Source organism: Nocardia sp. NPDC050630 (assembly GCF_044457245.1).
In the GTDB taxonomy this organism is placed as follows: domain Bacteria; phylum Actinomycetota; class Actinomycetes; order Mycobacteriales; family Mycobacteriaceae; genus Nocardia.
The window spans coordinates 350248-364284 of record NZ_JBITGN010000007.1 but is presented as its reverse complement, the minus strand read 5'-3'; the positions used below and the strand labels follow the sequence as shown (position 1 = coordinate 364284).

The window sequence follows — 14037 nt, the reverse complement described above, 5'->3', positions numbered from 1 at the left end:
GCGCTCATCCGCGATCTGCCGGGACATCCGCCGGTGCAAGCCCAAACTCGTACTCGGCAACGAAATCCACCAAAGTGCCGTAATAATGCGCCAATTCGGCATAGGAGCGTTTGATATTCGGGTCAACCAATCCAGCCACGCTACTCCAGTCCGCAGATCGGAGGGCACCAGCCATTCGCAATGCCACCCTTTTCGGCGGGTTCGGCAGCGAGTATTTCGCCGTGACCTTCATGTGTGACGCCGGCCAGCTCATCATTTTTCGCTCGGCTCATCGCTGAGATCGAGCGCGTGCTCGATTAGGGCGCTATATCGGGCAGTCCCTGAAAGCGTGCTCGACGAACCGCACACCGGGTCGCGAGCAACTATCCCCGGGCGTAGCCAGCCGACCCGGAAAGTCAGAGCCGCGTTGGTCGGAAGACTCAGGCGGCGGGCAGGCGGCCTATACCTACGTGGAGAGGGGCGGCTTCTCGGCGCACCGCGCTGGGAGGCCGCCCCGTCCAGCGAAGGTACGCCCGTCGAAATTCGCGCGCGTCGCCGAATCCGACTTCACGAGCCACCATGTCGATAGTCATTGTCGATTCATTGAGCAGGTGGGTCGCGTGTTGTTCACGGACGCGGTCGCGTACGGCGCTGAAGCTCTCGCCCGCGACAGTGAGCTGGCGACGGAGAGTTCGTTCGGTGATGTGCAGCTGGTCCGCCACCTCAGCCATCGACGGCGGGTTGCGGATATTCCGTCTCAAAAGGGATTCAACGGACACACTCACGCCTGATCGGTTGCTCACCGGTAACAGAAGGCGACGACAAGCGTCGATCGCAGCCGTCCGGATGAGTGCGTCGTGGGTGGGGAGTCGGCGGCGCAGGAGCGCGGTCGGAAACGACAGCCGGTGGGCGTCGGACTCGAAACGCACCGGGCAGCGGAAGAACTGCCGGTACTCGGGCGCGTATGCGGGCGCGGGATAACTCAGTTCGACTGAGGTCAAGTTTTGTTCCGCGCCTACGAGCGACCTCATGAAAACCACTGCACTGCAAAGCGCTTCCTCGATGAGAAACACAGTTAGCTCGGGGTCGGGCGTTCGCTGGTGCACTGAGAGGGTGACTTGGTCCTGGTCCGTCACGGCCTCGATCTCTACCAGGGCCCCGGACGCACGTTGCAATTCGAGCGCGACCTGCAATGCCTCGGCTCCGCTGGCGCACGCCCGCATGGCCACACCGACCAGTCCGAAGGATAGGAACGTATCCCGTCTCCCGACCTGCATGCCGATCGGTCTGCCGGCCATGTCGCGTACTGCTCGCCGCAAGATGGTTGTGGCTTGCTGATAAGACACCAGAATGCCGGCGCCGTCGTTCAGCACTGCCGAGTCCAAGCCTGTTCCTGCGAACCAGGACGACACCGATCGCCCTTCCCTCCGAGCGACTTCGATGACACCTGTCAACACAGCCGGTGGGATGGTCGCAGGGTCGAACGGCGATTCGATCTGCTCGGTCAAGTAAGTGCTCCCTTCGCAGGCCGAATCTGGGACATGCTTCCGAAGTATGCGGGCTGAGTCCCCCCAGATACTGCCATGTATAGACCACTGTCTTGATACTTTTCTCCAAATAATGCGGACGTATGTCCGGATTTAAGATACGGCCTGCTGAAGTTCTTCGGCGGAGCAGTGGGCGGCGTACGAATGGCAGGCCGGACGGCGACCCGTTACCGGTCGCCGTGAGGCGTTCGGTTTCCGGGAGTTCACCGAGGAGGGGCAGGAGAACCTGGCCGGGTGGCTGACTGCGGAGTTGTGCGGGGTGCAGATGTCCCGTGATCGACTGGCGGAGGCGGTGGTGGTCCGGTGCCGCAACGACCATATCGAGCCGCCTGCCCCGGGGAAGGTTCGGCGCCTGGTGGCCATGGCGGTCAAGGACTTCGACCGCAGTTCTGCAGCAGAACCCGTAGATCGGCTGACCCACGGGACACGATCACGGCTGGAGGACTTGGTGGCCGACAGCGGGGCTGGTGACGACCTGGTGTGGCTGGTCCCGGGGACCAGGCTGTGGCCGGCTGGGTACGGTCGTTCTTCACCGCCTCAAAGCGGACCGGGGGCGCCGGGACTGGAAAGCCTGTTCGCGGAGGTCGACAAGCTTCAGCGGGTGCGGAAGCTGGAGTTGCTCGCGGATTTGTTCGCGGATGTGTCGGATAAGCAGGTGGGCGCCTGGCGGGCGCGGGCCTCGAAGGAGTACCCGGCGAATCTGGCGCGGATGAAGCCGCCGATGCGTCTGACGCTGCTGGCGGCCCTGTGCCACGTGCGGCATACAGAGATCACCGACTCGCTGGTGGAGCTATTCATCCAGCTGGACGGGCGCGGTCGCGCCCGACAGCCGGGGCAGTGACACCGATCGACGGCGGCAGGTACCGCCAGACACATCCGCTGGTCAGGACATACACGATGGCAGTGAACACAGCCCGGTCGTCCACCGGTGCCGTGCCACCACCCTGCGGGCGGGCATTAAACCGCGGAATCAGCGGTTCTGCCAAGTCCTAGAACTCATCAGGCACAAGCCGACGCGAAAGCTCATCCACCACAACGGGTTAGACAACGCGGGCTAACGAATCACAATCACATAAGATGCGCTCTTATCGAATTCGAACCGTGGAGCGCGTCCGCCACCCGAGGTACGTGGCGCAATGGACGAGTCCCCGTTATAGATCCCCGCAGGTGTCGGATGCGACCACCGAATTTCTACCTGCAGAGGTTCGGTCATAACACTGCGCGGGTATGAACCCGTTGTCACCATACGTCCCGGTGAGAGTATTGCCGTGACGCTCGGAAACGACCTCGACTCCCTGTCCGGTATGCCCCCCGTGGTGTCCGGTTTCGCCCTTCTTTCTGACTCCACCCTGTTATTGAATTCTGAGTGAATTACGAGACAGCCCGGGTGGACTATTTGGCCGGGTGGCATCTGATCGGGTCCGCCCGCCTCGGTCGCATTCAATCTGCGGGCGTCGCATTCAGTTATTTGGGAGCATCAATGAACAACTCTACTCGATGGGTCGCGGCGGCGGCGATGGCTGCCACTGTTATGACGGCCACAGCGCAAGCTGCACTGGCGGATCCAGACATCACGAGCGATACAGTGTCGGTGACTGGGGGCGCTGTCGAAAATCGGTTCGACGCGGTAGGCGGGTGGAACCTGGATCAGCATGTCGTCGCCGCGACAACCGATCCAGTGAATTCCACATCGGGCGGAGCGCCGGTGTCGGACGATAATGACAAGGCTCAGACAGACATCAACAACGCGCTGAGCCAGGCAGCCAACGAGTTCATGCTCGGAGTGACTGTTGGGACAATGGCGGGCGGCGTGGTGGGACTCGTCGGTGGCTGTGTCGTCGGAGCAGTTATCGGTGCGATCGGCGGATGCATTCCCGGTCTCGCGATTGGTGCCGGAGTTGGGCCGATCATCGGGGGGGTCGTTGTCGGCGTTCCAGCTGGCATCGCGGCGCTCGTGCAGGCATACAACACATTGCATGCTGCCGGTGAGATCAGCGCTCCGGCGCCCGCATCCCTCTGACACCAATCAACTCTGGCGGTTTCCGGAACAGCGCTTCGTCTACAAAAGGCAATCGAAGAATGGATAGTTCGACTCCGGTCGCAAACGAATCGGGAATCCGCCCACCGGCCGCCGCAAACTCTGTCCCGTCACCGGCGGGACAGAGGAGCCGGGTGTCTGCGCGTTGGATCGCATTGTTCGCCTTGGCGTGGATGGGCATCTGGCTGGCCCAGCTCACGGCGTTTCAATTGCTGCTTCCCCAGCAGATCAACGACAGCCTGGGCATCGGTGAAATACTCCGCGAAGACAACTGGCGTCGGAGTGTCACCGATTTCGGATTGATCTCGGGTCTATCTGGCATATTCGCAGCGGTCGGATTTCCGCTTACTGGTGCATTGAGCGATCGCACCACCAGCCGTTTCGGGCGTCGGCGGCCATGGATTTTCACTGGTTCCATCGTCTTCGCGTTGTCGCTGGCCGCGCTCGGTGATCAGCGGACCGTGGTCGGCATTGGAATCTGCTGGTGTTTGGTGATTTTCGGGTTTTCGATGGTCTCCGCGGCACTGACCGCGATGATCGGGGACCGTGTGCCACACGGGCAGCGAGGTGTGGTGTCGAGTTGGGTGTCCGCGCCGCAGGCGATCGGATTGATCGGGGGCCTTGCCCTGATCACGATGCTCTCTCCCGGGCGGTTCGCCGGGTATTTGGCGTCTGCGGCGGTCCTGCTCGTCTGTGTCGTGCCATTCATCTGGGCAACCCCCGATCCAGCAGTGAGGGTCCCACCTCGGGAGCGTGAGTCGGCTTGGGCACTGTTGCGGGTTGGCGATTTCAGCTGGACGCTGGCCGGTCGGATCCTGGTCAATCTCGGAAACGCGTTGGGCACCTCGTTGCTGCTGTTCTACATGCAGTTCGAATTGCGAATATCGGACGTCGACGCCGCGCTTCTCGGCCTGACGGTTGCCTACATGGTCTTCGCGATCGCGGTATCGATCGTGGGAGGGATACTCTCGGACAGGACCGGCCGACGCAAACCGTTCGTCCTCGGCGCTGTTGCTCTGCAGAGTTTCGCATCGGTTGTCATCATTGTTTCCGGAAACCTCTGGGGGACAATGATTGCCGGAGCTCTAATGGGTGCCGGTTTCGGTTGTTTCATGGCCATTGATCAGGCATTGGCTGCCGACGTGCTGCCAGGTGGGGAACACAGCGGTCAGGAACTCGGCATCATGAACGTAGCCATGGCCGTACCCCAAGCACTCGGACCTCTGATCGGTGCGTGGGTCGTCGATGTTTTCGGATTTCGCGGGCTGTTCGTGGCCGCCGGGGTCGCCGCAGTCGCGGGCGGCGCTACCGTCCTGCGGGTGAAAAGCGTTCGGTAGTCACTGCGTCGACCGATGAGTCCGCAGCCCAGTGGGAGCCGACGCAGCGCCAACGGGGGAGAAGTGATGCGTAACCACGTAGCAGTGCGACGTCCTGGCTGGATCGCGGTAGGAGACGATGCGGAACACATGGTTGCTAGAGCCAGCCGACCCAAAGGTACCAGGCTCGCCGAGGCTGAGCCTGGCCTCAGTGGTTGTCTTCCATTGCGAAGACATGGAATTGACTGAGCAGCGCTTCGCGCAGCACCTTACGGTCGGCCGCGCCGCGGGGCCAAGTCAATCGGTGCAGGTCGAGACCATCCATGAGCGCCACCACGATGGGGGCTCGGGCCCCGGGCCGGGCGATTCCCATGGCTCGAAGGGCTGTCTCTGCAACGCGCTCGACACTGGCCATCACTTGATGTGCGCTTGCCTGGAGTTCAGGCCGACGCACCGATTCGAGGTACAACTCGACTTGAGCGACAGCTTCGGATCGAGGTGTGGCGAGTTGCTTTTCGACAAAACGATCGATGGCTGCCTCGGCCGTCAGGTTGGATTCGTCGATCTCTCTGATCGCGCTTTCAGTGCGCGCAACAACTCGGTCAGCGACCAATTGCAGGGCTGCGGCGATCAACTCATCCAGCGAACTGAAGAAATAGCTGGTGGTCGATAGGGGAACGCCGGCCCGGCTAGCGATCGCACGGTGTGTCGCCCCGCTGACACCCGATTCGGCGATAATTTCGATGGCCGCTTCGAGAAGTATCGTCCGGCGTGCGGAGCTGCGTTCTCGGTGCTTGGTCGGTCGGGTAGCCACTCGTAAGAGTCTATTGCCTGTTCTCGGACATTTGTCCGACAAGTGGTGTGGGGCGTGCGTCCCCGCGTGGCGGCCAATGTCCGGCGGTGACCGTCGTAGATGCCTCGGTCAGCGCTGGTCCATTGATTTGTTCCGCTGCGGAGTCTTCGATTCGGAGGAGGGGCGTGATCAATTTGGACGCCAATGGCACTGCGTCGGGATCCGAGTCGTCTGGCGATGAGCGGTGTGGCGATGCCGTGGAACGCGGCAACTCCGCGGTCCGGGTCCGCATCGCGGCGGTGTACTGCTCGAACTCCGGCACCCGGCTAATCGGCCTGCTCCGGGGTGCGTCGGCGACCTCACCACAGATCAGCCACGCTCGCTAGGAGTTCAGGTTCGGGGACACGGTGGTGCGCGGCTGGGCGAGGAACTCCGGCGGCACTGCTGATCTTCAGTCGCTCGCTCCGACTCTCGGGTCTGCCCGGGCACATCATCGATTTGCCACGACAGGCTTGCGCCGTACCGATCGGGGATGGATCGAGCCAGCCCCGATGCATGTCATCGTCCGAACTGCCTGGCGGCACAGGATCGTCGTGATTTGCCACCTGGCAAGCGTCCAACTCCCAACCGCTTCTGGCGCAAAACCGCAGAGGAAATCCTCGAATCACTCTCTGAATATCTTCAACGCATTTCAGGCGCAGGACACTAGATTGTCACGGTATGGGTGATGTCATCTATCCCGCAGTAGTTCTTGCTGTCAGGGTGGCGTCTCGCGCGCTGGGGCTGCGGATCCGGATCCGTGGCGAGGTGAACATCCCCGCAACGGGCGGCGCGGTGATCGTCGCCAATCATGTGTCCTACCTGGACCCGTTCGCAGTCGCCTTGGGCGCAGCCCGGCGCTGTGTGCGGTTCCTGGCGTTGCAGGAGTTGTTCGACCACCGGGTGTACGGGCCGATGATGCGCGGCCTGCGACAGATTCCGATCCGGCCCATGAGCGGAGGTGCGGCATATGACGCAGCCACGGACGCACTGAAGTCCGGCGAGGTGGTCGGCGTGTTCGCCGAGGCCACTATTGCCCAGTCGTTTACCGTCCAGCGGCTGCGGACCGGCGCAGCCCGACTGGCAGGCGCGGCTGGCGTGCCGCTGATCCCTGTTGCGGTGTGGGGAACGCACCGGTTGTGGACCAAGGCTCGGCGTGAGCTGATCCAGCCACTGCTGCCCATCACCGTCGTCATCGGCGAACCATTGCGCCCGACATCCCAGGACGATCCCGAGGAGGTCACCGAGCAACTGCGGGTAGCTATGCAGGCACTACTGGACTGCGCCCAACGCGAGTACCCGTGCTCTGGTACCGAGAAGTGGTGGCAGCCTGAGCATCTCGGCGGCACCGCACCCGGCCCTGAGGAGGCCGCGGCGCGGGACGCCGATGAGAACGCTACGCGCCGTGGGCAGGTCTCGTGAGCTCGACCTGCGTGTTCCTGCACGCCCATCCAGACGACGAGTCCCTGTTGACCGCGGGCACGATGGCGCGCCTGGCCGCCGAGGGCCATCGGGTCGTCCTGGTGGTCGCCACAGACGGTGAAGCGGGACTCACGGATTCGCCTGCCGGGACCGAACTCGGCGCGCGACGGCGGCGGGAAACGATGGACTCGGCTGCCGCCCTCGGCTGCGCGCGGGTGGAGTTCCTCGGCTACGGCGATTCCGGATCGGATGGTGCCGCACCGAACTCGTTCTCCGCCACGCCAGTCGAGCAGGCTGCGGAGCGGATCGCCGCACTCTTGGTCGAGGAGCGCGCCGAGCTGGTCACGTCCTACGACCCGGCGGGGGGCTATGGGCATCCCGACCACGTTCATCTGCACCACGTGGGTTCACTCGCGGCGAGGATCGCGGGCACCCCAGTACTGCTGGAAGCCACCGTCGACCGCGACATGTTGCTTCGGGCGATCCAGATCGCCGCCCTGTTTCGCCTGACACCGACCGGGCTGACGCCGGACCGGCTCGCCAGCAGCTACTCGCCCGGCAGCGCGATCACTCACCGGGTGAACGTACGCGGCTACGCAGCAGGCAAGCGGGCGAGCATGGCCGCGCATGCCAGCCAGGCAGCTGGCGGTGACGGAGTGCGCACGTTGGCCGCTCTGCTGCGGTTGCCGCAGCCGGTGTTACGATGGGTACTCGGCACGGAATGGTTTGTGCGGCGCAGTGTTTGATCTCCGCATCGAACGCGATCTGTCCATCCCGATGGCTGACGGCACGCTCTTGCTCGCCGATCTCTACCTGCCTGCCAACAGCCCGGCACAGGCGACAATCCTGGTTCGGTCGCCGATGGGCCGCCGCCCGATGGGCATCCTCTACGGCTGCTACTTCGCTCTACACGGCTTCCAGGTCGTCGTGCAGGACGGAAGATCCTGCGACGAGGTGTTGCCTTTGAGCACCGAGCGCGAAGATGGCCTTGCCACGGTGGCGTGGCTGCGCGGACAACCCTGGTTCCGCGGGCCCCTCGCGTTGCACGGTATGAGCGCGATGGGGTTCGCACACTGGGCTATTGCCGCCGACGTGACCGAATTACGCGCGATGTCAGTGCATGTGGCGTCGTCGTCGATCGCTGACACGATCTTTACCGGCGGGTCGACCGCGCTGGAGTCGGTGCTCATTTGGTGCTCCAACCACAGCTTCACCACCGCACTGCTCGCACCCAGGCGGGCGCGCCGCGCCATTGCGTCCGGTCGGCCCGCAGCCGAACTCGACGTGGCGACCGGAGGCAGAGCGGTACCGTTCTACCAAGCAGTCATCGCCGACGGAGGGCCAGGCAGCCCGCTGCGAGCAAGATTGGATCACAGCCATGCGCCCCGATCCGGCGTCATGGCATCGGTGCATCTGGTCGGCGGATGGTATGACATCTTCCTGCCCGGCCTGATTCGCGACTTTCTCGCGCTGCGGGCGGCGGGCGCCGCCCCACACCTGACGGTCGGGCCGTGGGGGCACTATCACCCTCAGCTGTTTCTCACCGCGAACCGCGAAGCACGGCAATGGTTCCGGGCGCATCTGTGCGGTGACCGCGCGGGTTTGCGGGAGCTTCCTGTCCGGCTGTTCGTCACCGGGGCACGGCAATGGCGCGACTACGCTGACTGGCCCCTGCCCGGAACCCGCCTAGTTCCATGGTTTTTGCGCACGGGCGGGCGATTGGCCGGAAATGGCCCTGACGAGTCTGGTGGTGACCGTTACCGCTATGACCCCGCCGACCCGACCCCGGCACCGCGAGGGCCGGTGATCGTCGGCCGATCTCGACCCGAGGACTGCCGGAGGATCGAGACTCGCGCAGACCTGCTGACCTACACCAGCGAACCGCTGAGTGCTGCGGTGGAGGTAATCGGCACTGCGACGGCGCGGCTGTATTTCCACAGCAGTCCGCCGACGGGCGCAGACTTCGTGGTGCGGCTGTGCGATGTGCATCCCGACGGTCGCTCATACAACATCTGTGAGGGCGTGCGCCGGGTCGGCCATGAGACAACGGGCAAGGTCGAGGTCGAATTGTGGCCGATAGCCCACCAATTCGCGGCAGGTCATCGACTCCGAGTGCATGTCTGTGGTGCCGCGGTGCCGCGCTTTGCCCGCCACCGCGAGGTCGTAGAGCAGAAGGTTTTCCACGACCCGCAAAGACCGAGCGCGGTGGTGCTGCCGATCGTCACCACCACGTCTTGAACGTCTCGAACGCTACCGCCTCGTTGTGGCCGGAGCGATTCACCGTGTGATGCAACGCTCCCACGAACGCACCAGTGGATTCGAGTGGCGTGCCGCTCGCGGGTACCACGAGCCGCGATACTCGCCGCCGGGCCAGATGCGCCGAGATCCACACATCATCCTGCCATCGCACCTCGTCGGGCCAACCTTCGAAATCATGCACAGCCTCGTCCAGCGATCCGGGCGGAATCAGATATCCCCACATGCCCATCAAAACGTCGACCGGGACGTGCTCGAGTACCGCCGTCCCGCATACATGCCCGAGATACCTTGGGTCACAACCAAACCGGACATGCTGGCCGCGCAATCCCAGCGCTGCGGTCGAATCCTGGCGATGGGCGGCGAGCAGGTCCTCGAGGAAGGTCTCAGGGTAGATCGCGTCGTCGTCAACGACCACCAGCACCGCGTTCGGCTCCGCCCGCAGCGCGGGCAGCAACTTCGTCGCCGGACCCTCGTCCTCGCACCGCACAATGTCCACCCCGGCGGGCAGCGACGGCGGGTCGGGGTAGGCAGCCCCCGACCGGAGCGAGTGCCGCGGCCAGGCCAGCAGCAGCCGATCGGCGGGGACGGTCTGGTCCAGAAGGCTGCGCAGGACCGGGCGCAGGTGCCTGCGTCGTCGCGGCACAGTCGACAGTGTCACGACGACGCGTTCGGCACGTGCGGGCACCATTCGCGCAGCCGGGTCGTTCCGCAGTAGTCGGGCCGCCCGGGTCACATCGCGAGTCAGGCTGGCAAGGGTGGCGTTACCGAACCGTTTGCGCAGATGATCAACGTTGCTCCAAGAGATCCGGGCGACATGCACAGGCGAAATCATCAGGCGGCCTTCCCTGCCGCCGTAGCTCGGGACATGCACGCTCGACGTTCCGCCTCGTCATAGCAATGGCGAAGCCGATCCAGCACGACCGGCCAACTGTGTTCCGACGGTGCCACCGTGCGGTTGTGCGAGGTCATCCGGTGGTGCAGCTGCATATCGCGCCCGAGCTGCACCAAGGCCGTCACCAGCTCGGCGGACGTGTTGCCCAACAACCCCTCGCGCCCGTGCTCGACGAAATCGGCCACTCCTGTACCGGATCGGGCGACCACCGGCAGCCCCGCGGTGCGCGCTTCCAATGTGGCCAGCCCGAACGCCTCGCGACTGGTCACGTTCAGGTAGACATCCGCGGTGGCCAAGATGTCACCGATGGTGCGCTGATCCTGTACCCCGACCAAGTGCACCCACCCGGTCATGCCATGCCGATACAGGTACCGCCGCATCGCGTCCGTGCGTGGACCGGCGCCGACAACGGTGGCTTGCACCGCGACCTCACCATCGAGCCGTTGCTGGGCCATCCGAAGAACTTTCAGCAGGATCAACGGTTGTCGACGGGTCACCAACCGGCCGACGGAGACGACATGTAGTTCTCCCGATAGGCGAGAGGTGTTCTGCTGCAATGCCGGTGAGATGCCATTGGGAACAACAACGGTCGCGGTCCCAGGCAACGCGCGCGCGACCTGGTCGGCGACCACTGTGCTCACCGCGGTCAGCACGAACCGACGTCGCCAGTCACCGGCCCTTCCGATCAGGCGATAGCCCGCCCGCACGGGCGCGTCCCACATACTGTGCACTGTCATCACGGTCGGAATCCGGAGCAGCCGTAGCTGTCTCGCGGAGCGCAACGCGAACGGTGAATAGACGCTCAGATGCACATGCGCCACCTGTGGTCGTAGGCGCAGCAGCAACGAACGCAGGTGCCCAGCCCGGGTGATGCGATGCACCCTGTAGGGCATTGCCATATCGTCGTCGGTCCCGCTGGTCACAGTGATCACATGGACTTCCTCGCCCGCAGCTGTTTGGGCGCGCGCCAGCCGCTCGATCTGAACCTCGATGCCGCCGACGCGGGGGGTGAAGACATCAGTAAGGTGCACGATCACGCGTCAACCCCTCGACTGGATCCAACGCACCCACTGTGCGCCGAGCATGAATCATAGCGAAGGTAAATTATAATGATCAGTGTTCTTGCGGCACTGAGGCAAAGGTGGCGGCGTGAACGAAACTCGGGTGCTCGCCGACGATGGCACCGGACTGCATGTCGAGCTCGATGGCGATCGCGACGCCAGGCGAGTCATCATCTTCGTCAGCGGGATCAACACTGCACTTGTCTACTGGAGTCGGCAGCGCAAGACACTCGCGGATCTGGGCACGATCGTCCTATTCGACCATCGCGGTCACGGCCGCTCCGACGAATCTCCGGTCGACAGCGCTACCGTCGGCCAACTCGGCCTCGACATCGCCGCGATCATCGACTCCGTCGTGCCCGATCGACCGGTAGTCTTGATCGCGCATTCGTTGGGAGGTATGGCCGTATGTGCCTTGGCTGCGCATCGGCCGGAGCTCTTCGGCACCCGCATCGTGGGCGTCGCATTGTTGGACACCGTCCCATCACGATGGGGTGAAATCGCGCTGCGGCTGCCCGGTTTCGTGACCCGCGTGTTGGTCCGAGCGCTCTGGCGGGTGGTACCTCCGCTGCGCCGGCTGCTCACCGATACCAGCGAGCGACGACACCCGACATACGACTCGAGCAGCCAGGCGCGTACCGGTCCGCGTATGCGGCTCGCGCACATCGACCGTGCGCGCCGGCTCGTCACGTCAGTGCGAACCATGAGTCTGCTGGCATTGATCGCCGACACCGCCCTGTGCGACCACAGCGCAGGATTGGCCACACTCGGGACCACTCCCGTGTTGGTGGTTGCGGGAGATGGTGATCGGTTCATCCCGCTTCGGCACAAAACCGATGCCGCCGCGAGTATTTCGGGTGCACAGCTCGTAATCATTCCCGACGCAGGACATCTGAGTTCGATCAAGAAACCCGAAGAGGTCGACCTGCACCTGCGTGCTTTCATCACGAGTCTGGATCTCGCAGAGTGCCGGGCATGAATAGACCGCCTGTCTCGTCCTGGGGCCGGAGAGCAGTGGGACGCGCATGTTGGCGCAGGCGTTCGTGGCTGCGGGCTGCTTCGGGGACGGCGGCAGCGGCATTACGGGGGGACGCGCGAAGACCTCCGGATCGGTGAATGCGTTTGCTTGGCAGCTCCCACTTCACCCGGAGGTCTTCGCCACGCCGTTACCAACGTCGATGGCAGAACACCTGGGCGGTGCTCCGGTATTTGTTGCCTAGGACGAGCTTTCGTGACTGTCGGCGCGATCGATGACCAAGACGGCAATTCGCTGAAATGTTGCTGGTGCTGAAACGGTTCGGCGTGTTGAGTTCTGACACGCCGAACCCGGTCGGGAGCTGCGGGGCGCGTCTGATCGCAGAACCGTGCGGCCCGACACGCGGAGGGCGGATATGGGTCTGGTGGTGCTTGCGTCGGTATCCAGATCGCGGCGGTCCGGATGCAAATACCGTTCGGTGGTCCGGCTGTCGGCGTGCCCGGCGATCTTCTGGAGCACGTGCAGGCTCACCCCGGCCTCGGCCATCCACGTCAACCCGGTATGGCGTAGATCGTGACGGCGTAGATGCTCGTAGCCGAGTTTGGTGACGACCTCATCCCAGTGTGTGGCATCTCGGAGGACACCAGTAGCGATCCGACCACCACGCGGTCCCCGGAACAGTCGAGCGTCCGGGTTGTCGCGGCCGACGATCGCGAGTCGGCGGGTGACCAGCTGCCGAACTTCCTCGATCAACGGCACGTAGCGCGCTCGGTTGCCCTTGGTGCCTTTGTCTTCCAACCCACCCGGTGACGGGGTTGTCTGTCGCCGTACTTCCCATGTCCAGGTATCGGTGTCGATATCGCCGACTCGACAGCCGGAAACCTCACCGATCCGAGAGGCGGTGCACGCGGCGAAGATCACCACGTCACCCAGCCTTGATACTGATCTGCCGAACGTTTCACCAACGCGTCGGCGAGGGTGAGCAATGCCGAGTAGTCCGACAGTGCCAGCGAACGCGGGTCATCGAGTTCGTCCTCGATCTGCTGATACAGCTTCTGCGAGCCACGCACCCGCGCCGGGTTGGATTGCCGAATATCGTCGCGCACGGCCTGTTCCATCACCCGCGCCAGTACCGCGAGGGTGTTCTTGACCGTCGACTTTCCGGCGCCGTCGCTGATCCAGCCGACCACAGCCCGATCCGCCGCGCCATTGGTCAGCGTTGCCACCGGCAGATGCCCCAAGGTCGGCACGACCCGTTTTCGCCAGCCCGTCAGGTACGGGTCGGTGGTCTTCTTCTCCAGGCCCCGCAGCGCCAGGTCCATATTCGCGTCCCCGTATTCGGCCAGGCGCATCGTGGCCGTCTTGGGGTCGATCCCTTGCGCGGCTTGGCGTTCCAGTCGCGCAATCCACTCTTCGGCTTCCTCGCGGGTCTCGAATGGTGCCGATACCGAGGGACGCTTCTTCGTTCCTGGCTCTGTCCAGCGCACGCGCGCCTTGAACGGCCGACGACCGTAGTCGGAGCGTTCCTCGATGTCCGACGAAAGTCGAACGCCCACCGGCATATTGACGCGTCCGGGCATCACGCCACCGCCGCGAGGGGATCGGTGCGCGCTGCCCGCAACCATGCCTCGATATCTTCGGCCGCGTACTTGACCACCGGGGAGAGACCCGCACGAAGGCAGGCCCGCACGGAGGGTTCGCCGTACGCCACCGCC

At 64.0% G+C, this 14037-nt stretch carries 16 protein-coding genes and 1 pseudogene; 8 read left to right on the top strand and 9 right to left on the bottom strand.

Annotated features, from left to right (window positions below; translation table 11 throughout):
• Positions 1-4 precede the first annotated feature (4 nt).
• Positions 5-232, bottom strand: a complete 228-nt coding sequence (locus ACIBG0_RS20985) for a hypothetical protein (RefSeq protein ID WP_397034608.1) — start codon at positions 230-232, stop codon at positions 5-7.
• Between the two features lie 187 nt (positions 233-419).
• Complete coding sequence (locus ACIBG0_RS20980; protein ID WP_397034607.1) at positions 420-1487, bottom strand: AraC family transcriptional regulator; 1068 nt, start codon at positions 1485-1487, stop codon at positions 420-422.
• Between the two features lie 394 nt (positions 1488-1881).
• Here ACIBG0_RS20980 and ACIBG0_RS20975 point away from each other — a divergent pair, with 394 nt between their 5' ends.
• Positions 1882-2367: a hypothetical protein gene (locus ACIBG0_RS20975; RefSeq protein WP_397034606.1), complete on the top strand. Its 486-nt coding sequence runs from the start codon at positions 1882-1884 to the stop codon at positions 2365-2367.
• On the opposite strand, the pseudogene ACIBG0_RS20970 reads toward ACIBG0_RS20975, so the two are convergent.
• A pseudogene (locus ACIBG0_RS20970) lies at positions 2345-2512 on the bottom strand (transposase); the annotation flags it as partial. The gene ACIBG0_RS20975 and the pseudogene ACIBG0_RS20970 sit on opposite strands and share 23 nt — an antisense overlap.
• Positions 2513-3231: 719 nt before the next feature.
• Here ACIBG0_RS20970 and ACIBG0_RS20965 point away from each other — a divergent pair.
• Together ACIBG0_RS20965 and ACIBG0_RS20960 are read left to right on the top strand one after the other, a co-directional pair.
• The gene (locus ACIBG0_RS20965) at positions 3232-3546 is read left to right on the top strand and encodes a hypothetical protein (RefSeq protein ID WP_397034605.1); all 315 of its coding nucleotides are present in this window, start codon (positions 3232-3234) and stop codon (positions 3544-3546) included.
• Between the two features lie 152 nt (positions 3547-3698).
• Positions 3699-4901 carry an MFS transporter gene (locus tag ACIBG0_RS20960; RefSeq protein WP_397034604.1) on the top strand — a complete coding sequence of 401 codons (1203 nt, stop codon included), beginning with the start codon at positions 3699-3701 and terminating at the stop codon, positions 4899-4901.
• 187 nt (positions 4902-5088) lie between these two features.
• Here ACIBG0_RS20960 and ACIBG0_RS20955 read toward each other — a convergent pair whose 3' ends face one another.
• Positions 5089-5694: a TetR/AcrR family transcriptional regulator gene (locus ACIBG0_RS20955; RefSeq protein ID WP_397034603.1), complete on the bottom strand. Its 606-nt coding sequence runs from the start codon at positions 5692-5694 to the stop codon at positions 5089-5091.
• Between the two features lie 164 nt (positions 5695-5858).
• Here ACIBG0_RS20955 and ACIBG0_RS20950 point away from each other — a divergent pair, with 164 nt between their 5' ends.
• The 4 genes from ACIBG0_RS20950 to ACIBG0_RS20935 all read left to right on the top strand — a co-directional run bounded on the left by ACIBG0_RS20950 (position 5859) and on the right by ACIBG0_RS20935 (position 9372).
• A complete protein-coding gene (locus tag ACIBG0_RS20950) occupies positions 5859-6059 on the top strand; it encodes a hypothetical protein (protein WP_397034602.1) in 201 nt (66 codons plus the stop codon).
• Positions 6060-6393: 334 nt separating this feature from the next.
• The gene (locus tag ACIBG0_RS20945) at positions 6394-7134 is read left to right on the top strand and encodes a lysophospholipid acyltransferase family protein (RefSeq protein WP_397034601.1); all 741 of its coding nucleotides are present in this window, start codon (positions 6394-6396) and stop codon (positions 7132-7134) included.
• A complete protein-coding gene (locus tag ACIBG0_RS20940; protein ID WP_397034600.1) occupies positions 7131-7880 on the top strand; it encodes a PIG-L deacetylase family protein in 750 nt (249 codons plus the stop codon). Before ACIBG0_RS20945 ends, ACIBG0_RS20940 begins: the two co-directional genes overlap by 4 nt.
• Positions 7873-9372 carry a CocE/NonD family hydrolase gene (locus tag ACIBG0_RS20935; protein WP_397034599.1) on the top strand — a complete coding sequence of 500 codons (1500 nt, stop codon included), beginning with the start codon at positions 7873-7875 and terminating at the stop codon, positions 9370-9372. The genes ACIBG0_RS20940 and ACIBG0_RS20935 overlap by 8 nt, the downstream gene beginning before the upstream one ends.
• On the opposite strand, the gene ACIBG0_RS20930 is transcribed toward ACIBG0_RS20935, so the two are convergent.
• Together ACIBG0_RS20930 and ACIBG0_RS20925 are read right to left on the bottom strand one after the other, a co-directional pair.
• Positions 9356-10225 (bottom strand): hypothetical protein, encoded by an 870-nt coding sequence (locus tag ACIBG0_RS20930; protein ID WP_397034598.1) that lies wholly within the window; start codon positions 10223-10225, stop codon positions 9356-9358. The two genes, ACIBG0_RS20935 and ACIBG0_RS20930, sit on opposite strands and share 17 nt — an antisense overlap.
• Complete coding sequence (locus ACIBG0_RS20925; RefSeq protein WP_397034597.1) at positions 10225-11322, bottom strand: glycosyltransferase family 4 protein; 1098 nt, start codon at positions 11320-11322, stop codon at positions 10225-10227. Before ACIBG0_RS20925 ends, ACIBG0_RS20930 begins: the two co-directional genes overlap by 1 nt.
• Positions 11323-11434: 112 nt before the next feature.
• Between ACIBG0_RS20925 and ACIBG0_RS20920 the strand changes: the two genes are divergently transcribed.
• The gene (locus tag ACIBG0_RS20920; RefSeq protein ID WP_397034596.1) at positions 11435-12325 is read left to right on the top strand and encodes an alpha/beta fold hydrolase; all 891 of its coding nucleotides are present in this window, start codon (positions 11435-11437) and stop codon (positions 12323-12325) included.
• 237 nt (positions 12326-12562) lie between these two features.
• Here ACIBG0_RS20920 and ACIBG0_RS20915 read toward each other — a convergent pair whose 3' ends face one another.
• From ACIBG0_RS20915 to ACIBG0_RS20905, 3 genes are read right to left on the bottom strand one after another with little or no spacing between them, the layout of a single operon-like run.
• Entirely contained in the window at positions 12563-13246 is a 684-nt protein-coding gene (locus ACIBG0_RS20915) for a tyrosine-type recombinase/integrase (RefSeq protein ID WP_397034595.1), read from the bottom strand.
• Positions 13240-13902: a hypothetical protein gene (locus ACIBG0_RS20910; protein WP_397034647.1), complete on the bottom strand. Its 663-nt coding sequence runs from the start codon at positions 13900-13902 to the stop codon at positions 13240-13242. Before ACIBG0_RS20910 ends, ACIBG0_RS20915 begins: the two co-directional genes overlap by 7 nt.
• Complete coding sequence (locus tag ACIBG0_RS20905; protein ID WP_397034646.1) at positions 13902-14033, bottom strand: hypothetical protein; 132 nt, start codon at positions 14031-14033, stop codon at positions 13902-13904. Before ACIBG0_RS20905 ends, ACIBG0_RS20910 begins: the two co-directional genes overlap by 1 nt.
• Between the last annotated feature and the right edge of the window lie 4 nt (positions 14034-14037).